Source organism: Collinsella aerofaciens (assembly GCF_001405375.1).
Lineage (GTDB): Bacteria > Actinomycetota > Coriobacteriia > Coriobacteriales > Coriobacteriaceae > Collinsella > Collinsella aerofaciens_F.
In genome coordinates this window covers 62,780-84,394 of sequence record NZ_CYYP01000013.1, presented here as the reverse complement: position 1 = coordinate 84,394, position 21,615 = coordinate 62,780, and the positions used below count along the sequence as shown (strand labels likewise).

General features: G+C 59.9%; 14 protein-coding genes. 13 read left to right on the top strand and 1 reads right to left on the bottom strand.

Going from position 1 to position 21,615, the window contains the following annotated elements:
* Positions 1–283 precede the first annotated feature (283 nt).
* From ARB25_RS07585 to gatB, 7 genes are all read left to right on the top strand, one after another.
* Positions 284–3,589 carry a Spy0128 family protein gene (locus ARB25_RS07585; RefSeq protein WP_055287089.1) on the top strand — a complete coding sequence of 1,102 codons (3,306 nt, stop codon included), beginning with the start codon at positions 284–286 and terminating at the stop codon, positions 3,587–3,589.
* Complete coding sequence (locus ARB25_RS07580) at positions 3,582–5,252, top strand: SpaA isopeptide-forming pilin-related protein (RefSeq protein WP_055287087.1); 1,671 nt, start codon at positions 3,582–3,584, stop codon at positions 5,250–5,252. The genes ARB25_RS07585 and ARB25_RS07580 overlap by 8 nt, the downstream gene beginning before the upstream one ends.
* Before the next feature lie 114 nt (positions 5,253–5,366).
* Positions 5,367–7,181 carry an isopeptide-forming domain-containing fimbrial protein gene (locus ARB25_RS07575; protein ID WP_055287085.1) on the top strand — a complete coding sequence of 605 codons (1,815 nt, stop codon included), beginning with the start codon at positions 5,367–5,369 and terminating at the stop codon, positions 7,179–7,181.
* A gap of 1,044 nt (positions 7,182–8,225) precedes the next feature.
* Positions 8,226–9,143 (top strand): class C sortase, encoded by a 918-nt coding sequence (locus tag ARB25_RS07570; protein WP_172676345.1) that lies wholly within the window; start codon positions 8,226–8,228, stop codon positions 9,141–9,143.
* Positions 9,144–9,490: 347 nt separating this feature from the next.
* Positions 9,491–9,802 (top strand): Asp-tRNA(Asn)/Glu-tRNA(Gln) amidotransferase subunit GatC, encoded by a 312-nt coding sequence (gene gatC / locus ARB25_RS07565; protein ID WP_055287082.1) that lies wholly within the window; start codon positions 9,491–9,493, stop codon positions 9,800–9,802.
* Positions 9,802–11,316, top strand: a complete 1,515-nt coding sequence (gene gatA, locus ARB25_RS07560; RefSeq protein ID WP_055287080.1) for an Asp-tRNA(Asn)/Glu-tRNA(Gln) amidotransferase subunit GatA — start codon at positions 9,802–9,804, stop codon at positions 11,314–11,316. The genes gatC and gatA overlap by 1 nt, the downstream gene beginning before the upstream one ends.
* Entirely contained in the window at positions 11,316–12,992 is a 1,677-nt protein-coding gene (gene gatB, locus ARB25_RS07555) for an Asp-tRNA(Asn)/Glu-tRNA(Gln) amidotransferase subunit GatB (protein WP_055287078.1), read from the top strand. Before gatA ends, gatB begins: the two co-directional genes overlap by 1 nt.
* 345 nt (positions 12,993–13,337) lie before the next feature.
* On the opposite strand, the gene ARB25_RS07550 is transcribed toward gatB, so the two are convergent.
* A complete protein-coding gene (locus tag ARB25_RS07550) occupies positions 13,338–14,342 on the bottom strand; it encodes a helix-turn-helix domain-containing protein (RefSeq protein ID WP_055287077.1) in 1,005 nt (334 codons plus the stop codon).
* Between the two features lie 114 nt (positions 14,343–14,456).
* On the opposite strand from ARB25_RS07550, the gene ARB25_RS07545 reads away from it, so the two are divergent.
* The 6 genes from ARB25_RS07545 to ARB25_RS07520 all read left to right on the top strand — a co-directional run bounded on the left by ARB25_RS07545 (position 14,457) and on the right by ARB25_RS07520 (position 21,570).
* Positions 14,457–16,283: an ABC transporter ATP-binding protein gene (locus ARB25_RS07545; RefSeq protein ID WP_055287075.1), complete on the top strand. Its 1,827-nt coding sequence runs from the start codon at positions 14,457–14,459 to the stop codon at positions 16,281–16,283.
* A complete protein-coding gene (locus ARB25_RS07540) occupies positions 16,284–18,041 on the top strand; it encodes an ABC transporter ATP-binding protein (RefSeq protein WP_055287073.1) in 1,758 nt (585 codons plus the stop codon).
* A 180-nt stretch (positions 18,042–18,221) separates the two neighbouring features.
* A complete protein-coding gene (locus ARB25_RS07535; protein ID WP_022094642.1) occupies positions 18,222–18,467 on the top strand; it encodes a DUF6110 family protein in 246 nt (81 codons plus the stop codon).
* Positions 18,468–18,545: 78 nt separating this feature from the next.
* Positions 18,546–20,561 carry a heavy metal translocating P-type ATPase gene (locus ARB25_RS07530; RefSeq protein WP_253276072.1) on the top strand — a complete coding sequence of 672 codons (2,016 nt, stop codon included), beginning with the start codon at positions 18,546–18,548 and terminating at the stop codon, positions 20,559–20,561.
* Between the two features lie 143 nt (positions 20,562–20,704).
* Positions 20,705–21,058: a hypothetical protein gene (locus ARB25_RS07525; RefSeq protein WP_156327710.1), complete on the top strand. Its 354-nt coding sequence runs from the start codon at positions 20,705–20,707 to the stop codon at positions 21,056–21,058.
* On the top strand, positions 21,055–21,570 hold the full coding sequence (locus tag ARB25_RS07520; RefSeq protein WP_156327709.1) for a type II toxin-antitoxin system VapC family toxin: 516 nt from the start codon (positions 21,055–21,057) through the stop codon (positions 21,568–21,570). The genes ARB25_RS07525 and ARB25_RS07520 overlap by 4 nt, the downstream gene beginning before the upstream one ends.
* Positions 21,571–21,615 lie beyond the last annotated feature (45 nt).

Below are 21,615 nucleotides of genomic sequence, written 5' to 3'. Positions count from 1 at the left end.
TTCCTAGAACCTGTTGTTGTGGTGATTTCAGATTCTAGGACGAAGGCCGTTCTTCGTTAAACGGGCGCTAGGGTGTCACCCTTACACCAACATTTTCGACGCGATCGTAAATCCGGGCATATATCAAGAGAATTGACAATTCACTACAAAACTATCGGTTTTTTTGCCCCGATGTTCAAACAATCGTTATAATATTCACTACTAAGTGTGCGCAATTACAGGTTGCGCAGATACGTTTGATAGTGAAAGAGCAAGATCGCGGTCTCTTGGGGAGGAGACATCGATGAAAGCAAATTCAGACAAATCTAAGCAGAGTAATAAAGCGACGCGCCGTGTACTGGCAGGCGTTTTGTGCGGAGCCTCCGTGTTGAGCCTGGTACTGTCGCTCGTCATGCCTCCGATCTCGCAGGCAATTGCAAACGATGATCAGGCGGGTGCAGCCGAGGAAACTGTGATGGGGGGGGGTTCCTCAAGTGAGTCTGCTGACGTAGACAACACTACTAACGGGGATGCCGAAAGGCAGGATAACAACGACGTCAAGAATGACGAAGCCTCTGGCGACGCTGGTGCGGCGAGCCTGTTGTCCGATGACGCAGGGGTTGAGGATGCTGTACAGCCTGCGGATGACAGTGCTAATGATGAGGGCGATATTGCTCTAGCTGTGGAAGACGCGGACGGATATACGCAGATTAATACAGCACAGGACCTCTACGATTACCTTCAAAATGATAAAAAAACCGGCAAGTTTCGCCTGAATGCCGATGTCGAGTGTGCAAGTGACATTACGTTGGGCGCAGGTGAGGTGACCTTAGATTTAAATGGTCACAAGATTAAGCATAATGGCACCGAATCAGGTCGCAACAACATGCCCATGTTCAATGTGCCTGCGGGCGCGACGCTCACGATTGAGGATTTGAATCCAGGAGTCGACAGTGAGTGCAAGCAGGACTTCGACAAATTCGGGAACCTTGCTACGCTCGATTACGACGGCAACGGTACGCCCAACAAGCTCACGTACTACGTGACCAAGTCAACTCCGAATGGCACTGCTACCACTGAGACGCTCTACAAGCACGAGGTCAGCATCAGCGGCGCCATCGTGGGCACCGCTGCTCACTCTACGATGAAGCTCATCAACGTCTGTGGCGGTACGTTTAACCTTCAAAGCGGCGTGCTGACCACGAATCAGGACGCAAATGTTCGCCACCTGATTTATGCCGATAACGGCTCTACCGTCAACATGAGTGGCGGATACGTTTGTGGTGCTTCTATGGGCCGCGATGGTGCTGGTGCTGGAATACATGTTGAGGGCTCAACCCTGGATGAGGGCTCAACCCTGGTGATCTCTGACGGCGTAATCGCTGGTAACTATGCCCCCAGTGGCGGCGGCGTTTATGCCCGGAATTCTACGGTAAACATGGTTGGCGGTATTATCTCCGGTAACGGTACAAATAATGATCAAAACGGTTTTGGCGCGGGAATTTGTGCTGAGAACTCTAATGTGACCATTACGGATGGTCACATTACTAACAACAACTATCAGCACTACGATGAAAGTCACAAGGGTAACGGTTGCCACGGTGGTGGCGGCATTGCTGCTTTCAATGGCGGCAGTCTCACAATTGCAGGCGGTTACATCACGGGCAACTACTCTGCCGAGGCTGGCGGCGGCGTTTATGCTGGCGCTTGGAAACAAGCTCTTTCCGGGTTTAAGTTTTCTGGTGGAATCATCGCCAGCAATGTGGCGCAAAACTCAGAGGGTGGCGGTATCCGTATCTCTGCGCCTACCGAGAGCGTGTTTGAAGTGCCGATTGATTCGCACACTGATTTACCCGCTTATATCACGAACAATACGACTAATACATCCAACGACTGGGGTGGCGGCGGCGTGTTCGTCCAGGGAAGCGGCGACAACAGCGTTCAGCCGGCAAGACTCAGGATTTCTAACGCTCTGATTACCAACAATCATGCCAGAGGCTTTGGCGGCGGGTTTGCCGCTTGCCCGACTGGTAAGACTGCCATTACCGATACCGATGGCATCGCGATTTTCGGTAATTCTGACGATAAAGGTGAGAAACGATCGGGCGGCAGTAATGGGAAGAGCGAGGACTGGGATTTCAATAAGGAGGAGGATAAGGGCGGCGAAATAACCAAAGATTTTATAGAAGCCGGCCATGAGGACCTTTTCTTAATTCACGATTCTTTCAATTCGGAAAACAATCCGTATATCGCTGCCGTAACTGGACAAATGCTTGGTGGCGGAGCTGCTAACTGGTCGGGCACGATCGACAAAACACCAACGTCTATCGGCAAGTACGAGGGCGCCCAAGCTAAGTACATGATTGGCCTTAAATCTGAGCCGATTCAGTATGATAAGGATGCTGCTACCGCGGCTGCGTCCCTCTTCATCACGGGCAACAGATCCAACATTCACGGTGGCGGCATCATGACCAACGGCGACGTAATCGCTGGCTCCACCACGCAGGTGAGCGTGTATCCCAAGATGAAGCTCAACGGCACTAAGGCACTGGAAGGCCGCGCGCTTACTGCGGATGATACGGGAAAATTCAGGTTCCAACTCTTGGAGCCGGGCGAGAGTGATGATGTTCCTAGCTTTAATAATAATGATGGCAAATTGCAGCTCAATGGCTGTTTAAAAGTTGGCGATGACGATGGGGTCACGAACGACGCTGAAGGTAACTTTGTCTTTGATTTGGGCAGGGTCAACTCCGATGGAACGAGCGTCTACTACCTCGTTGAGGACCCCGGCAACGTTGCGGATCGCGTCCCTGGCGTGGACTACGACCAGACCATCTACAAGATTGAGCTTACAACTACGACCGATAAGCGGCCGGTGCTGAATATTGAATACATCTACTATTTAGTTACGAATGTAAGGGTTACTAATCTCAAAAATAATGAGGTGAAAACGTTTACTCCGAAGAACGGTAGCGATGTCTCCATTAAGATCACCGATGGCAACACCGACAAGACCTTTACTAATGTATACAAACCCAAGGGCTCTTGGACACCTCAGGTGACCAAGAAGGTCGACGGCGGTGAGATGAAGAAGTTCAAGTTCAAGTTGTATGCTGAGAATACCGGCAACACGGAGAAAACTTTTAAGCCCATATATACATATACTTCTGGGCCGAAAAACCCTCAGATAGTAAAGTTCGATTCGGTACAAATCGGCCCACTAGGCGCTGATGAGCTCGATGGCAATCGGCAGGCGAAGTTCACCTACTACATCCGTGAATGCCCCGCCGACAAGAACGAAGGCACCAAACACGAGGGCTACACCAACGACACCAAGAGGTTCAAGGTCGTGGTGACGGCAACGGACAACGGTGACGGCACGCTGACCTGCACGCCGGCCTACTACGAGGTCGACGCCAACGGTCATGAGAACGAGAAACCGACTGACAACCCCACCTTCACCAACACCTACTCCACCTCTTTGCCCCTTTCTGGTATGTCGGGCGTCACTCTGACGTACCTTGCCGGCGCGGCGGTGCTTTGCGCTGCTGCGGCCTGGATGCACATTCGTCGCAAGGCGAATGCGAAGGGAGGTAAGCGTCGTGAATAAGAAAGTTTGCTCCTTCCCGATCTTGTTTGCGCTGCTTGCCCTCTTGATCGGCACCTGCGCGGTTGTGTTCCCCGCTTCCGCGCAGGCCGCGCCGACCTCGACTGGTTCCATCACGGTGAGCGGCACCGTGGCGAGCAGCTACGATGCCTACCAAATCTTTAGCGCCAACGTCGTCGATGGCGACAGCGACGCCAAGATCGCCACCGACCTCGCCTGGGCAAGCGACGCCGTGCGCGACGCCGCGCTGCCTGTGCTGCACAGCGCCGGCATGCCCAATTCCCAGACCACCGCGCAGGAAGCTGCCGAGTGGCTCAACACCGATTCCCACCTTACGAGCGCGCTGAGCGCACAGCTCGCTCGTTCCCTCCAGAGCTCTGGCGCCGTGTCCGTGGCCCTTAACGCGGGCACGACGGCCGAGCTGCCCTGTGGCTACTGGCTCATCGTCGCCGACGACGACGCCATTTCCCAGAACGAGGCCGGCACCGCGCCGATCATGGCCCTGGTCGGCGGCAGCGCCGTCACCGTCAAGCCCAAGGCCGCGACGCCCAAGGTCGCTAAGCACGTGCTGGAAGACAGCACCGCCGCATGGCAGAAGGCCGCCGACGCCACGGTCGCCGACGACCTGTACTGGCGCCTCTCTGCCACGGTCCCGGCGGGCCTCACGGCCTACGACACCTATGCGGTGCGGTTCGTCGACACCATGAGCGCGGGGCTCGACCCCTCCAAGGTGGCCGCGAGCATGCGCGTGTACGTGGCGGCGGGCGCGGACGGCGGCTTCGACGCCGTCTCGGCCGGCAAGGACGGGCGCGCCGGCACCGAGCCCGCGAAGGGCTGGACCGACATCACGGCCCAGTGCGCCACCAAGGTAGCGGCCGACGGCAAGACCTTCACCGTGCGCACCGGCGACCTGGTCGCCGCGCTCGGCGGGGCCGACGCCTTCACCGCGGGCGCCCGCGTGGTCGCCGTGTACAATGCGCCGCTCAACAGCGCGTGCAACCACGGCATCGCGAAGGGCAACCCCAACGAGGTCTACCTGCGCTACCCGCGCTCTCCCTTTGCCGACCAGTCCGGCGACGCCGGCTTCACCCGCACGCCGAGCGACGATGCGTGCGCCTACACCTGGGATCTCGCGCTCACCAAGCGCGGCAGCGACGGCGACAAGCCGCTTGCCGGGGCGGTTCTGAGCATCGCCGACGACCGCGGCCGCACGCTGGCGGCCGACGGCACGTGGGATGCTGAGGGCAAGGCCACCGTCACCACGGGCGAGGACGGCCGCGTGACCGTCTCGGGCGTGGACTCGGGCAAGCTGGAGGTCCGCGAGCTCAAGGCGCCCAAGGGCTACACCGCCTTTGAGGGCACGCGCTCCGTGACAGTTAAGGCCGAGGGCCTGGACGTCGATCAGGTGGCCGCCGCCAAGCCCAAGCTCACCATCACGGCCGAGTCGCCCCTGCGCGCCGACGGCGCGGACGGGTCGACGGGCAGTCTGGAGGCGTCGCTCATCAACACGCCCACCGGCACACCCCCTAGCATTACCACCGGAGGCTTTATGCCCTCGACTGGCGATATGGCAATGTACGCCGCGGCCGCCGCAGCGGTCGCCGGAGCCGCGCTCATCGTGGTCGCGCTCCTGGTCAAGCGGGGAGGTGGCAGCCATAAAGAGTAGCTGGCAGCCCCACAGAGAGCGGGGCGAGACGTAGCGAAGTAGATGCTAAGATACAGACAGATGATGACCGATCGAATGAGAACCAACCGGAAAACGGGGGAAAAGAAGATGAGCATGAACAAGAACATCGCACGCCTGGCAGTAACCGCCGGTCTCACAGCAGCGCTGAGCTTCGGCGGCGTGATGGCCCCGGTTACGATGGCGTTTGCTGAGGATGCGCCTGCTACGACCAATATCATCACCATCAACAATATTGGCGACAACCAGGACGCCAGCTTCAAGGCGTACCAGATCTTCAAGGCAACGGTGACCGACAAGACGGAGGGCAAGATTGCTCAGAACATTGAGTGGACTAACACCGAGCTTGGCAACAAAGTGATTAATGCCATCGAGGACTGGAGTCGCCACAATGCATCCAGTGTGGTGACTAATCTTCCTAAGAACCCCACGGCTCAGGATGTCGCCGAATTCCTTATGGCGAACGCGGGTGGTCCGATTGCAGGTCCAGCTAACGGAGCTATTAAGGGGACGCGAGTCGCCACGGGCAATGTTCTCTATGCAGTTGCGAATGTCGTAAAGAATGAAACTCCGACCGCTTCTGGTATCCCTGCCGGACAGCCTTGGAGTGCCACCGCCGGTTCTGGTTATTATTTGTTTGTGACCGACGAAAATAGTCTGAACGCTGCCAAGAAGAACACCGGCACGTCTCCGATTTTCGCCCTCGTGGGCGGCGGAGCCGTGACTGTAACTGAGAAGACCAGCATCCCCACGGTCGAGAAAAAGATCCTCGATGCTTCTAAGGTGGCGGGCGGTGACATTACCGGCGAGACTGACTGGGTGGACGCTGCGGACTCCCAGGTCGGCCAGGAGGTCAACTACCGGCTCACCGGTACGATTGCGGACAACTACGATAGCTACGACACCTATTCCTACAAGTTCAAGGATCAGCTGACGGACGGTCTCGACTACATCAAAGGCTCGATCAGCGTTTATGCGCTGAATAATGGTGAATACACCGAGATTAATCCGACTAGCTACGATGTGGATGCCCCTTCTGAGTCAAATCAGCGTGTTTTGACAGTTAACTTTATTGGAACCAATGGGCTGAAGTCGGCCACCGCGAAAAATGGCGGAACGCTTACGATCAATGCCAACACCATTATTGTTGTCTTCTACAAGGCAAAGCTCAACGCAAAGGCGGTTATTGCAGGGGCCAACAACAAGCTGGAGGGCAACCCCAATACTGTTACGCTCGAGTATTCTAACAACCCCATGGTCGCAGGCACTGGCACCTCGGCGCCCGACACCGTCGTGGACTATACCTACGGCCTCAAGATCAACAAGGTTGACCTTGGCACTGAGAAGGCGCTGCAAGGTGCTAAGTTCACCATCGCCGCTGGTGACACAACTAACGGTGGCGAGAACAGCGCAAACGTTAAATATGTCAAGAGTGACGGCACTTTGAGCGACAGCAAGGTTGAGCTTTCGATGGACCCCAATGGTGTCCTTACGCTTACCGGTCTCGATGCTGGCGTCTATACGGTCACGGAAACTTCTGCTCCCGGTGGTTACACCAAGGTCGAACCCTTCACCTTCGAGATCAAGCCGACCATGAACGCCATTGATCCGAACGCTGGTCTTACTGCGCTCTCTGGCAAGCTTGATGTCAAGAACCAGAGTGACAAGGTCATCGCTGGCCTTACCGATAAGAAAGCCGGTGATAACAGGCTAACGGCGCAGGACGGCTCGGACAAGGTCACCGATGGCTACTTCAACATCACCGTTGGCGATACCAAGCAGGTTGGCCTCCCGCTGACCGGTCTTAACGGCGTGACCTTCACTTGGATCGCTGGTGGCGCGGTGCTGTGCATCGGCGTGGCGCACCTCATCCGCAGCCGTAAGCAGGCTGAGGAGTCCGAGCAGGAGTAGCGCCCACTCACCCATCCCTTTGGCAGGTGGGATGTGATGGCCATGAGACTTGCGGACACTTTTCTCGTCCATCCACGTTCTTGCTTTGCCATTCTCTTTTCGGGGCAGACTCCGTACTGGAGTCTTCCCCGTTTTTTTTGGATAACGCAGCCAGCCTCCATCGTCCGATGCGGACTCGTTCGTCATCGCGTTTCTTGACTCGTATGAAGTTCGGTTTAAGGTCCGTAGGCGCACGCGCGGTGCGGACGGTAGAAGGCATTTGCGCCGCAACAAGCGCAAATAAGAATGCCCGGGGTTAGAGGCCCGGGCATTTAACAACGTCGGAAACTGGTCGCCCGCGCTCCTAAGTACTTACGCGGGGTGCGTCGTTTCCTATTAACATTGTATCCCGAATCGCCCCGTCGATTCGGGACATTTTGAAAACGCAGACACGTCGGACAAACCCGGATAACGCAGCCAGGCTCCATTGCCCGATGGATCAAGCGTATGAATATCGAACAGATGTTTGCAATTATTGCGTTTACCAGCTGTGGGTGCATACACTCGCAGTAAAATACCCTTGCGACGCATCCCGTGCGCGGGCGGCCGACGACTCGATCGGAGGTCCCCAAATGCTGAAATTCCTTAACGCGCTCGCCGCCCTCGCGGCGGTGGGCACGTTCGTCATCGCGTTTCTTGACTCGTATGAGGTTCGGTTTAAGGTCCGTAGGCGCACGCGCGGTGCGGACGGTAGAAGGCATTTGCGCCGCAACAAGCGCAAATAAGAATGCCCGGGGTTAGAGGCCCGGGCATTTAACAACGTCGGAAACTGGTCGCCCGCGCTTTCGAACACTTACGCGGGATGCGTCGTTTCCTATTGACATTGTATCCCGAATCGCCCAACCGATTCGGGACATTTTGAAAACGCAAATGCGGGCTTATCCTCGACTGGACGGTGCAGTCTAGCGGCGTTGTCCGGCGCGGAAGCTTGCTAATCGGCTATTATTTGTTTAGACAACTTGAGTTGTAAGGGAGTGACCGGTGATGGTGCAGGGCGCCAAACATATGAAGAGCAATAACGCCGCGGCCAACGGCGGCTCAAGCCCTCAGCCCAAACCTCAACCAAAGCCCAAGCGCCGTCGCAAGCGGCTGCCGCGCTGGGCTGATCGGCTCATCACCATCGTCATCATCCTTATTGGCGTGGGCCTTATGACCTGGCCGTGGATCTTGGACCGGCTCGAGGCCTCGGGCGTGTTCAACCAGATCAGCACGGTGTCCAGCACCGTGGACGCGCTGTCTGCCGAGGAGCGTGAGCGCATCCTGCTCCAGGCGCGCTCCTTTAACGAGCAGCTGGCGGGCGAGGCCACCGAACTTCCCGCCGACCAGATCGAACCCTACGCCCAGCAGCTCATCTTTGACCGCGACCCCATGATGAGCTGGGTCGAGGTCCCCTCCATTGACGTGAGCATGCCCATCTACCACGGCACGAGCGAAGAAGTCCTTATGGCGGGCGTCGGCCACCTGGAGGGCACGAGCCTGCCGGTGGGCGGCACCTCGACGCACTGCGTGCTCACCGCGCACTCGGGCATGCGCAACCTGAGCATGTTCGACGACATCCACTCGCTGGAGCCCGGCGACCTGGTGCTGCTGCACACCATGAACAAGACGCTCGCCTACAAGATGGTGGACTCCGAGGTGGTGCTGCCCGAGGAGATGGAGTCGCTGACCATCGAGGCGGGCGCCGACAAGGTGACGCTTGTCACCTGCACGCCCTACGGCGTGAACGACCATCGCCTGCTGGTGCATTGCGTACGCACCAAGTACAGCAAGAAGGACGTCGACAAGCAAAAGTCGCTGGCCGGCCGCCACTGGGGCAAGCGCGAGTTTGCCGTGCTTATCGTGGTCGTGGCCATTGTGCTGTTGATGCTGGACATCGTGATCCACGCGGTCCGTAAGCGCCGCAAGGCCAAGGCCTCGGCATAAGACATCGTCCAGAACCACCACAATGGGGATAGGCATCTTTGTGGTGGTCGGGGGCTTCCAAACCATCACAACATTCGATGAAAATCGCGATTTCGACGAAAAACATCGAATGTTGTGATGGTTTTCGTTGCGGGCGAGACGGCTTTCGCTGTGGGCGGCGCGGTTTTCGTTGCGGGCGAGACGGTTTTCGCTACGGACGGTGCGGTTTCGCTGCAGAACCGCCAGCCCGCTGCCTGCCAGCCCGCCGCTCTCGTTACGTTTTCGCTGCATTTGGGTAAAGCACCTGCTCCAAGCGGCGTTGCCTTGTATACTAGAGCGGTTTATCTGTTATGCGGAAGGGAGCGCCTATGGCACTCAGCGAGAAAGACGTGCGCGGCATCGCCGAGTACGCAAAGATCGCACTGACCGATGACGAGCTCACCCAGATGACGTCCTACCTGAACGACGCCGTCCAGATGCTCGAGCCCGTCCTGCAATATGACTTGCCCGACGTGGAGCCCACGTTCCATCCTATCGGAAGCCTGTCCAACGTGATGGGCGATGACCTGCGCGAGCCCGAGCGCGACCTGCCGCTCGACGTCGCGCTCGAAAACGCCGGCAGCGCGCGCGACCGCTACTTCCGCGTGCCGTCCATTTTGGGAGAGGGGGAGAGCGAGTAATGGCGCAGAGCTTCGATTCCCTTACCGCCGCCCAGATCGCCGCGGGCGTTGCCGCTGGCGACTTTACCGCTACCGAGGTGGCCCAGGCCTCCCTTGCCGCCATCGAGGCGCGCGAGGGCGGGGTCCAGGCATTCCTGCAGGTGTCGCCCGAGCTTGCGCTCGGGGCCGCTGCGCGCGTGGATGCCGACCGTGCCGCAGGCAAGCCGCTGCCCCCGCTTGCGGGCGTACCGCTGGCCATCAAGGACAACATGAACCTCGTGGGCACGCGCACCACCTGCGCTTCCCGCATGCTCGAGGACTACCAGAGCGTCTACACCGCCACCTGCGTCCAGCGCATGCTCGATGCCGGCTGCCTGCCCATGGGCAAGGCCAACATGGACGAGTTTGCCTTTGGTAGCTCTACCGAGAGCTCGGCGTTCCACCGCACCAACAACCCCTGGGATACCGAGCGCGTGCCCGGCGGCTCCTCGGGCGGCTCCGCTGCCGCCGTCGCCGCGGGCGAGGTCGCGCTCTCGCTGGGCTCGGACACCGGCGGCTCCATTCGCCAGCCGGCGTCGCTGTGCGGCGTGGTGGGCTTTAAGCCCACGTACGGCGCCGTGAGCCGTTACGGCGTGGTTGCCTTTGGCTCGTCGCTCGACCAGGTGGGGCCCTTCGGCCGCACGGTCGAGGATGTCGCGCTGGCCATGAACGCGCTTACCGGCGCGGGCCACGATCCGTACGACTGCACCAGCCAGGATTGCGCCGTCGACTTCACCGAGCAGCTCAACGACAGCATCGAGGGTAAGCGCGTGGGCATCATCCCCGCGTTTATGGAGGCCGAGGGCCTGACGCCCGAGGTCAAGGCCGCTGTTCAGCGCGCCGCCCAGGAGCTGCAGAATCAGGGCGCCGAGCTGGTCGAGGTCGACCTGCCGCACCTGGACGCCGCTATCGCCGCCTACTACGTCATCGGCCCGGCCGAGGCGTTCTCCAACCTGGCCCGCTTCGACGGCATTCGCTACGGCTACCAGGAGGAGGGCTGCGCCAACCTGTCCGACCAGAGCTCGCTTTCGCGCGCCCACGGCTTTGGCGCCGAGGCCAAGCGCCGTCAGATGCTCGGCGCCTACCTGCTGAGCTCGGGCGTGTACGACAAGTACTACTACGCTGCGCAAAAGGCCCGCACGCTCATCACGCAGGACTACGACGCCGCGTATGCCAAGGTGGACACCATCCTCATGCCCGCCTCGCCGCGCACGGCCTTTAAGTTTGGCGAGATCAGCGACCCCACGCAGATGTATCTCTCCGACCTGTACACCATTTCGCTCAACATTTGCGGCAACGGTGGTATCTCGGTGCCGCTGGGCCTGGGCGAGGATACTCAGCTGCCCGTTTCTGCCCAGCTGGTTGGTCCGGCCTTTAAGGACCGTCAGCTGCTCATGTTTGCCCGCGCCCTGGAGCGCGGCTTTGCCGATGCCGCCACGGGTGCGCCCGCGCTTTCCGTCGCGCCCGATTTTGCCGGGAAGGGGGGCGAGCTGTAATGAAGGAGCTTTCTGAGGTCCTGCAGGATTGGGAGGCCGTGATCGGCCTGGAGATCCATACCGAGCTCACCGCGCTCGATACCAAGATGTTCTGCAACTGCAAGCTCAGCCACGATGACGAGCCCAACGCCAACGTGTGCCCGGTGTGCCTGGGCCTGCCCGGCGCCCTGCCGGTGCCCAACAAGCGCGCCATCGAGAGCATCGTCAAGGCCGGTCTTGCCACCAACTGCGAGATCCAGCGCCATTCGATGTTCTACCGCAAGCACTACTTTTATCCCGATATGGCCAAGAACTTCCAGACCACGCAGGGTCCGGTCGCCTTTGCCATGTACGGCCACCTGGACCTGGACGTGACCGGTCGCGGTGCCGCCGAGCGCCCCGACTGCGCGTTTGGCGAGGCCGAGGCCCAGAGCCTGGCGAGCGCCTCGGCCAACGCCGAGGGCCTGTCCACGTCCATGACGTCGACCATGCGCGAGGGCAATCAGCGCGCCGGCCATCTGGCCAGCTACGACGCGTCCAACCTGCAGATGCCCGAGCGTCGCGAGGACGGTTCCTACACGGTGCCCATCCGCATTTTGCGCATCCACATGGAGGAGGACGCCGCCAAGATGGTCCACGTGGGCGGTGCCGAGGGCCGCATTACCGCCGCGGCCGAGTCGCTCGTCGACTACAACCGCTGCGGCACGCCTTTGATTGAGCTCGTGACCGAGCCCGACCTGCGCACGCCCGAGGAAGCGCGTCTGTTTATGGAAAAGCTCCGTCGCATCTTTGTGACGCTGGGCATTTCGGATTGCTCCATGGAGAAGGGTTCCATGCGCTGCGACGGTAACGTGTCGCTGCGCCGCCGCGGCGAGACCAAGCTGGGTACCAAGACCGAGCTTAAGAACCTCAACTCGTTTAAGAGTCTGCATGACGGCCTTGCCTACGAGATCTGCCGCCAGGCCGAGGTGCTCGAGGAGGGCGGCATTATCTACCAGGAGACCCGCCACTGGGAGCCCAGCCGCAAGCGCACCGTGGTCATGCGTGTGAAGGAGACGGCCGACGACTATCGCCTGTTCCCCGATCCCGATCTGGCGCCGTTCGACCTGGACGACGAGTTCATCGACCGCTGCCGTGGCGAGATTCCCGAGCTGCCCGATGCCAAGCGTGCCCGTTTTGAGGCCGATTTTGGTATTAAGGCGGCCGATGCCGAGCAGATCGCCGGCGACCCCGAGTTTGCTGACTTCTTTGAGGCCGCTGCTGCCGGTATGGCCGGCAAGGAGGCCCAGACGGTCGCAAACCTGCTGGTGAACGAGATGATCGCCTACCTTAAGGGCGCCGGCGTCTCGCTGGCCGAGTCTGGCATCGCGCCGGCTCAGGTTGCGGCGCTTGCCAAGCTGCTCGCGACCGATGCCATCAGCTCCAACCAGGCGCACGAGGTCTTTGAGGCCATGGCCCAGACCGGTGACGACCCCAACAAGATCGTCGACGAGCGCGGTATGCGTCAGGTGAGCGATGCCGGCGCGCTGCAGCCGATCGTGGACGAGGTGCTGGCAAACTGCGCCGATCAGGCACAGCAGTATCGCGACGGCAACCAGAAGGTCATTGGCTTTTTGGTGGGCCAGTGCATGAAGGCAAGCCGCGGCAAGGGCAACCCGAAGCTCTTCAACGAGTTGCTGAGAACGTCGCTCTCGTAAACGGGAACCCGGGAGCCCCGGCAGGGCGGGTGCTTCCTCAAAATTTCGAACAGTCCTGCGCAAGACGAAGGCCACATTAAGTGGCCTTCTTTGCGTGCGGAACTCATTTTGAGCAAGCACCCGCCCTGCCGGGGCTCCCGGGTTCTGCAACGACTCGGCCGTTCGGGTCAGGTGGGCTGATGAAATAGAGTGAATAGGCGCGCTGTGGGCGCGCCCATTTTTTAGAGGAACTCATTGAGAGGCAAGGCCCTGCGCCCGGCCCCTCGGTTCCGACGACTCGGCCCCTCGGGTCAGGTAGGCTGAATGGAATTTGGTGAATGAGGTCGCCGTTGGCGCCCTCATTCTTTATATATGTTGGGAGCGCCAGGTGGTGGGGGTGGTGCCGGTGTATTGTTTGAAGGCTTGGGTGAAGGCGGCCTGCTGAGGGTAGCCTAGGCGCTCTGCTACCTGCGCTATCGTGAGCGCGCTATCGGCCAAAAGGTCCTGTGCTCGCCCCATACGGCGTCTGCGAATGTAGGCGCCCAGGGACTCGCCAGTTTGGGCCTTAAAGGTGGCGCATAGCTTGGAGCGGCTTGTGTAGAGCCTCTCGGCCACCTCGTTGATACCCACACGTCTGCCTTTGTCGAGCGCGCGCTCAATCATTGCCGTTGCTTCTTCGGCAATGGTTATGCTGACGCGTGTGTCTGCCGCCTGCCGCGCCTGCTTGTGGGCCGCGCGCGAACAGGCGAGCTCCGCGACCATGGTCTCCACGATGCCCTGCATATAGACGTGTCCGCCTACGGTGCGAGCGCGGTCCTCGTTAATCCGGCGCAGCGTGTGGCAGATGGCAGACGTCGCTTCCTCGTGCCATGGCTCGGCAAACGCCTCAAAGATTCCCGCGAACTCGGTGGGATAGCGGTGCTCCAGTTCGTCAAAATATTCAGGCAAAAAGAGCACCGAGCGCGAGTGATAGAGCTCCCCCGCAAACAGCGGGCTTAATTCCTCGCCACAGTTATCTTGGATAAAGCTGCAAACGGCATTGTTTGGCCACGGTCCATGCAATGGTTTGAGGTTCGCGGGCGTTATGCCAGCCTCGGGCATGCATGTAAGTGTGGGCGCGCTGACCTCGCTCACGCAGGCATATGGCTCGGGTGTGTATTCGGTCAGGTACATATCGTGCGTCGGGGTGATGAAATGCTCCATGACGATGCAGGCAGGGGAGAGGGGCATGATCCATGCGCGTCCGTGCGCCCGATCGTTTGCCACCTCGCCGGTAAAGACAGCGCCCTTGCCGGAAAGCTCCAGGCCAAACTGCTCAAACTGTGGTGCGTAGAGCTCGGTTATGTCGGTCGCTGCCCGCCGTATTTGCAAAAGCGTCCCTTTCCTTTGCAGAAACGTCCACGCCTGGCTTGATTGTGAGCCATGGCTAACACATCAATGATAAGTTCATTACGGTTAACTCTCAAGCCGTTAGAAAGGAATCTCATGGCAAAGGGATCAAAAAGGGAAGGTGGAGGCATCGGCGAGTTGCTCGCGTATGCCGGTGACCGTAAATTCCTAACGTATTTGGGCATGGCGCTCTCGGCGCTCTCGCAGCTGCTGAGCTTTGGCCCGTACGTGTGCATTTGGCTTGTCGCTCGCGACCTGATCGCCGTGGCACCTAACTGGAGCGAAGCCTGCGACATCGCGATGTATGGCTGGTGGGCCGTGGGGTTTGCGCTGGCAAGCATCGTAACTTATTTCGTGGGGCTCATGTGCACGCATCTGTCCGCGTTTCGCTGCGCGTCCAATATCCGTAAGGCTACGAGCGAGCACCTGCTTAAGTTGCCGCTCGGCTACTTCGACACGCATGCCACCGGCGAGCTGCGCCGCATTGTAGACGGGTGTGCCGCCTCCACCGAGACTTTGCTCGCACACATGCTGCCCGATATCGCAGGCGCCGTCGCCATGGTCGTGGGCTTGCTCGTGCTGCTTTTCGCCCTCGATTGGCGCTTGGGCGCGGCATGCCTCATCTCGGTGGCCATTTCGTTTGGCGCCATGGCTACCATGATGAGCGGCAAAGGCGCCGAGTTCATGAAGGCCTACATGGGAGCGCTGGTCAAGATGAACAAGACCGGCACCGAATACGTACGAGGCATCCCCGTGGTCAAGGTGTTTCAGCAGACGGTCTACTCCTTTAAGGCCTTCCACGATGCGATCGCCGAATACGCCGACATGGCGCAAAACTATGCGGGCACGTTCTGCCGAGGTCCGCAGGTGCTCAACCTTACCGCGCTCAATGGCCTTGTGGCATTCCTGTTGCCCGTGGCGTTGCTGTTGGCGCCAGGCGAGACGGACTTCGCGCATTTTATGACCAACTTCACGTTTTACGCGATATTTTCGGCCGTGGTACCGACGGCCATGACCAAGCTCATGTTTGTGGGCGAGGCCTCTCAGATGAGTGCCGATTCGTTGGCTCGTATTCGAAGCGTCATGGATTCCAAGCAGCTCTCCGTGCCCGCCCAACCCAAGCACCCTGCCGGCAGCGACGTGCGATTTGAGGACGTGAGCTTTACGTACGAGGGCGCCGAGGCACCTGCCGTTAGCCATGTAAGTTTCAGCGTTCCCGCTGGTAGCACTCTCGCCCTGGTGGGTCCCTCGGGTGGCGGTAAGTCAACCTGCGCAAGCCTGATCCCGCGTTTTTGGGATGTTTCCTCGGGTCGAGTGCTCGTAGGCGGTGTGGACGTTCGCGATATGGATCCGCACGAGCTTATGGACCAGGTCGCCTTCGTGTTCCAGACCAACCAGCTGTTCCGGCAAACACTTGCCGATAACGTGCGCGCCTCCAAGCCTACGGCCACTGACGACGAAGTGCGTGCGGCCCTCTCCGCAGCTCAGTGCGACGACATTGTGGCCAAGCTCCCACAGGGCATCAATACCATGCTCGGTGCCGGCGGAGCATATCTTTCGGGTGGCGAGGTCCAGCGCGTGGCACTCGCCCGCGCAATCCTTAAAGACGCGCCTATCGTGGTGCTCGATGAGGCCACGGCGTTTGCCGATCCCGAGAACGAGGCGCTCATCCAGCGCGCCTTTAGCAAGCTGGCGGCGGGTCGCACGGTCATTATGATTGCGCACCGACTCTCGACTGTAGTGGGCGCAGACCAAATCGTGGTGCTCAACCAGGGCAGCGTGCAGGAGTCGGGTACCCATGCCGAGTTGCTGTCCCAAAATGGCCTGTATGCCAAGATGTGGGCCGAGTACGAGCAGGCTGCGAGCTGGAAAATCACTGCAGCGACCGCGGATGCCGCCGTCACGAAGGGAGGCGAGGCCTAAATGTTCGCCTCATTCCAAAAAAAGTATTTCCTATCCGATAAAGGCGTCGCCGGCGTAAAGCGCGGCATTTTCTGGACCACGCTCACCAATCTCATTACCATGGCCGGCATGGGCTTTTTATTCCTGGTTATGGCCGGCTTTGTCGAGCATCTCGCCACCGGCGCCGACCTGCCGGATGCCCTGCCGATCGTGGGCGGCCTCCTGGTCTTTTTCGTGTTGCTCTTTGCCTCTAACTGGCAGCAGTATTACTACACCTACTGCATCTTTTACGAGGAGTGCGGCAAGCAGCGTATGGAGATTGCCGAGCGCTTGCGCAAACTGCCGCTGTCGTTTTTTGGTCGTCGTGATCTGGCCGATTTAACCGAGACCATCATGGGCGACGTCCAGGCCATGGAGCACGCCTACAGCCACGTGCTGGGAGAGCTTTGGGGTGCCATCATCGCAAGCGCCATTGTCTTCGTGGCATCGCTGTTCTTTTGCTGGCAGCTGGCGATTGCGGCGTTTTGGAGCGTTCCCGTGGCCTTTGCCGTGTTGTATCTAACACGCGGCCCCATGACTCCGGTGTTTGATCGCGTGCGCGCCGAGAAGGTCAAGGTTACCGAGGCTATTCAAGAGACGCTCGACTGCGTTCGCGAGATTCGCGCCACCAACCAGGAGGCCCATTATCTTGAGGGACTCAACGCCGTGATCGATGCCGAGGAGCGCGAGACCACCAAGGGCGAGCTCGTTAACGGGCTTTTGGTCAACTCCGCCTTTGCCATCCTGCGTCTGGGCATTGCCACCACGCTGGTCACGGGCGCCGCGATGGTCGCCTCCGGGCAGGTCGACTTTTTGGTGTTGTTTGCCTTCCTGCTTATGGTGAGCCGTATCTATGCGCCCTTTGACCAGGCATTAATGTTAATGTCCGAGCTGTTTGCCGCCGAGTCGTCTGCCAAGCGCATGCGTTCCATCATGGAAGAGCCTGTGGCGCGGGGCAGCGAGAACTTTGAGCCTGCGGGCCACGATGTGGTGTTCGATCACGTGGCATTTGGCTATGGTGCGGGCGAGGACGGCCGCGCCGGCGAGAAAGTTCTTACCGATGTGAGCTTTACCGCCAAGGAAGGCGAAGTTACGGCGCTGGTCGGTCCTTCGGGTTCCGGTAAGTCTACGGTGAGCCGCCTGGCCGCGCGCTTTTGGGATGCCACTGCGGGCAAGGTTACCGTGGGCGGTGTGGATGTTGCGGGCGTCGACCCCGAGGTGCTCCTGCGCGACTACGCCATTGTGTTCCAAGACGTGTTGCTCTTTGACGACACGGTGATGGGAAACATCCGCCTCGGGCGTCGTGATGCCACCGATGAGGAAGTGCTTGCGGCCGCGCGTGCCGCCAACTGCGACGAGTTTGTGAGCCGCATGCCGCAGGGCTACGACACCATGATCGGTGAGAACGGCTCCAAACTCTCCGGCGGCGAGCGCCAGCGCATCTCTATCGCCCGTGCGCTGCTCAAAGACGCGCCTATCGTGCTGTTGGACGAGGCGACGGCGAGCTTGGATGTGGAGAACGAGACCGTGGTGCAACAGGCACTCTCCCGTCTGCTTACAGGTAAGACGGTTATCGTTATTGCCCACCGTATGCGTACGGTGGAAAATGCCGACAAAATCGTTGTGCTCAAGGATGGCGTGGTTGCCGAGCAGGGCACTCCGGCGCAGCTCAAGGCGGCAGGTGGAGAATTCGCCCGCATGGTTGCGCTGCAAAAGGAAGCGGCTGCCTGGCAGCTGTAGGACTGTGACAAAGGGACAGTCCCTTTGTCATATTGAGTTCACCCCCAAAGTTTCCAAAAAGTTAACTTTGGTTGACCATAATAGTTCGACTAAACTAGTCTCAAAGCGTGCTCGAGCAAACTAATGAACTCGGGTGCTAAGGCACCATGCCGCGCTTGTGCGGCAAAAGGGAGAAGCAACATGAAGAAGTCGACGTTTAACACCCTGCTTGTCGGTGGCGGTTTTCTGCTTGGTACGGCCGGCATCAAGCTGCTCACCAGCGCTCCGGTAAAGAATGCCTGCGTGCAGGGCATCGCGTGCGGTATGCGCGTCAAGAACTGCTACCAGGACATGGTCGAGCAGGCCAAGGCTAATGTCGACGACATGGTTGCCGAGGCGGCCTACATCACCCAGAGCGAGGCCGCTGCTGACGAGGCAGCAGAGTAACGCTCCCAGGCACAAACTATGAGATTCTCGATTATTAGCGAGATCCCCGGCAGGACCCGTCTTCAATTGGCGGGTCCTGTGCCAGAGAGCGATCTCGATGCACTTCTTAAGCTCAGCGGCGATATCGACGGCGTGCACAAGGTGCGCGTGTATGGCCGCATTGGCCAAATGGCGCTCGAATATGACGAGCCACGCCGCGATGCCGTGCTGGCCGCCGTCGGTGCACTCGATGCCCAGGCCATTGCCGACGCAAAGACGGGTTACGTGATGCAGCTTGAGCCACGCAAACACAAGCTCGTCATGGATCTTGCCACACTTATCGGCGCCCACTACGCGCGCCGCTGGTTTTTGCCCACGCCCCTGCGTGCGGTGTTTGTCGTGGCCGGTTACATGACCTTTTTGCGCGCCGCTCTCCGTGAGCTCGCGCAGCCGCGCCTGACCGTCCCCGTGCTCGACGCTTCGGCCATCGGCATCTCGTTTGTCAAACGTGACGTCGACACCGCGGGCCAGACGATGTTCCTGCTCAACGTGGGCGAGCTGCTCGAGGACTACACCCGCGCCATGAGCGAAAACGAGCTCATCAACTCGCTGCTCGATGTGCCCGACAAGGCGCAAAAGGTCGTCGGCGACACCGAGGTAAGCGTTGCCGCCACCGAGCTTGAACCCGGCGATTTGGTCGCCGTGCGCACCGGCATGTCTATCTGTATCGACGGCGTGGTCGAGCAGGGGAGCGCTATGGTCAACCAGGCGACCCTGACCGGCGAACCGCTGGCCGTCGAGCGCAGCGTGGGCGACGACGTATTCGCCGGCACCGTTGTGGAAGATGGCAGCATCTTGGTGCGTGTGCGCGCCAACACGGCTCAGACCAAGCTCCGCTCGATCGTCTCGCTCGTGCAGACGGCCGACTCGCTCAAGTCCGAGGGTCAGTCGCACATGGAGGACCTCGCCAACAAGATCGTCCCATGGAACTTCCTGCTCGCGGGCCTGGTTGCGCTCACCACGCGCAGCCTCATCAAGACCTCAGCGGCGCTGATGGTCGACTACTCGTGCGCACTCAAACTCACGGGCTCCGTCGCCGTCATGACTGCCATGAGCGATGCTGCCAAGATGGGCGTCATGGTCAAGGGCGCCAAGTACTTTGAGTCGTTTGCCAAGGCCGACACTATTGTGTTTGATAAGACCGGCACGCTCACCGAGGCGCAGCCGCGCCTGGCTTGCGTGCTCACGACCGATGGCTGGAGCGAGGACGAGGTTCTGCGCCTTTCCGCATGCCTGGAGGAGCATTTCCCGCATCCGGTGGCGCGTGCCGTGGTCAACGCCGCCCGCGAGCGCGGGCTCGAGCACCGCGAACGCCATGCCGCGGTCGAGTACATCGTGGCGCACGGCATTGCCTCGTCCATTGAGGGGCGTCGCGCGATTATCGGCTCGGCGCACTTTGTATTCGAGGACGAGGGCGCGCAGCTCGAGTCCGACATTAAGGAGCGCATCGAGTCCCAGATGCAGGGCTTGTCGCCGCTGTACCTGGCGGTCGACGGCACGGTCGTGGGCGTGCTTGGTATCGAGGACCCGCTCAAGGCCGGGGTCCGTGAAGCCATCGCCGATCTGCATGCGCTGGGCGTTAAGCATGTCGTTATGCTCACTGGCGATTCGGAGCGCACGGCCGAGCGCATTGCGCGCGAGGCGGGTGTCGACGAGTTTAAGGCCGAACTGCTGCCCGAGGACAAGTACGCTTATGTAGAGCGCATTAAGAGCGAGGGGCGCCACGTTGCCATGGTGGGCGACGGCGTCAACGATTCGCCGGCGCTCGGTTTGGCCGACGTGGGCCTGGCGATGGGTGGTGGAAGCGACATCGCCAAGGAGGTTGCCGATATCATCCTGACCGATACGGATCTGGCCGCAATCGTGCGCCTGCGCCGTATGAGCCAGGGGCTTATCGACCGTCTGACGAGTTCCTACTCTAAGGTGATGCTCACCAACTCAGCACTCTTGGCACTGGGCATTACCGGCACGATTACCCCGCAGGCGTCGTCGCTGCTGCACAACGGTTCAACGATCGCCTACAGCCTGAGCAACGCGAAAGCTTACCTGCGTTAGCAGACGTGTTCGCCCACGTTATCCGGCCTGTGCCCAGACGGCATCGGTGTCGTTTGGGCGCAGGCCTTTTGCATTTGACCATTTGCTAGCATCTCTATATAGTGTTGCTAGCGGTGCTAGCAATTGAAGGGAGCGGGATCAACGTGGGTGCTGTTAGTGGCATGGCGCAGGTGAACGTTCGCGTGGATCGCCAGGTCAAGAACCGTGCCGAGGAAGCGCTGCGGCTTTCGGGCGGGTCACTGCCCGAGCTCATCAAAAAGGTGGTGGCCAAGGTCGCGCAGGGTGGCGGGCAGTGCGAGGAGGTGCTTGCGGCTGTCGACGACCGGCACCAGGCCGTCGCGCCCGATACTCCGTTTGCCGCGTCGTGGGCAGCGGCAGACCGGCTTTATGCAGATTTGGGCATCGCTGCGTCGCCCGTATCCGACGATCGCGGTTGGGACGCAATCTATTCCGAAGCCATGGATGAGCATTATCGCCAAAAGGGGATGATCCAGTGAGTGGGGCGCCTCTCAAGATCATGGTGGACGCCAACGTATGGGTTGATTCGTTTTGCGTCGACCATGCCGAGTCGCTTGCCGCGCGTGCGTTTATTGGGCAGGCGACGGAGACGGGGGCGTTGCTGTTCTTCCCGGTGCATATCGCCAAGGACGTGCTGTACGTTGTCCAACACGAGCTGAAGCGTAGCGTTCTTGCCAGCGGGGGAGCGCTCGACGAGGCTTCTGCCCGCGCGATTGGCGATGCGGCGCTGGCGTTTGTTCGGAATATGACCGAAAACGCCACGGCCGTGGGTGCAGATGCGTCGGACCTTTGGCTGGCCGACAAATACTTAGCGCTCCATCGCGATTACGAGGACAACTTGGTGCTCGCCGCTTGCAAGCGCGCGCAGGTCGATTACTTGGTGACCAACGATCGCAAGCTGCTCGAACATGCCGATCTTGCAGCAAAGACCCCGCGCCAAATGATGCCGATTCTTGCTTTGGCCGAACGCAGCGGCGCGGCTATCGGTTGACGCGAACTGTTTGCGGGTCTCTTGGACGACGATGCGCCAAGGGGC

Excerpts from the sequence above, each read along its gene's own strand:
- ARB25_RS07585 (WP_055287089.1), top strand. The coding sequence starts at position 284 with ATGAAAGCAAATTCAGACAAATCTAAGCAGAGTAATAAAGCGACGCGC.
- ARB25_RS07575 (WP_055287085.1), top strand. The coding sequence starts at position 5,367 with ATGAACAAGAACATCGCACGCCTGGCAGTAACCGCCGGTCTCACAGCA.
- ARB25_RS07570 (WP_172676345.1), top strand. The coding sequence starts at position 8,226 with ATGAAGAGCAATAACGCCGCGGCCAACGGCGGCTCAAGCCCTCAGCCC.
- gatC (WP_055287082.1), top strand. The coding sequence starts at position 9,491 with ATGGCACTCAGCGAGAAAGACGTGCGCGGCATCGCCGAGTACGCAAAG.
- gatA (WP_055287080.1), top strand. The coding sequence starts at position 9,802 with ATGGCGCAGAGCTTCGATTCCCTTACCGCCGCCCAGATCGCCGCGGGC.
- gatB (WP_055287078.1), top strand. The coding sequence starts at position 11,316 with ATGAAGGAGCTTTCTGAGGTCCTGCAGGATTGGGAGGCCGTGATCGGC.
- ARB25_RS07545 (WP_055287075.1), top strand. The coding sequence starts at position 14,457 with ATGGCAAAGGGATCAAAAAGGGAAGGTGGAGGCATCGGCGAGTTGCTC.
- ARB25_RS07540 (WP_055287073.1), top strand. The coding sequence starts at position 16,284 with ATGTTCGCCTCATTCCAAAAAAAGTATTTCCTATCCGATAAAGGCGTC.
- ARB25_RS07535 (WP_022094642.1), top strand. The coding sequence starts at position 18,222 with ATGAAGAAGTCGACGTTTAACACCCTGCTTGTCGGTGGCGGTTTTCTG.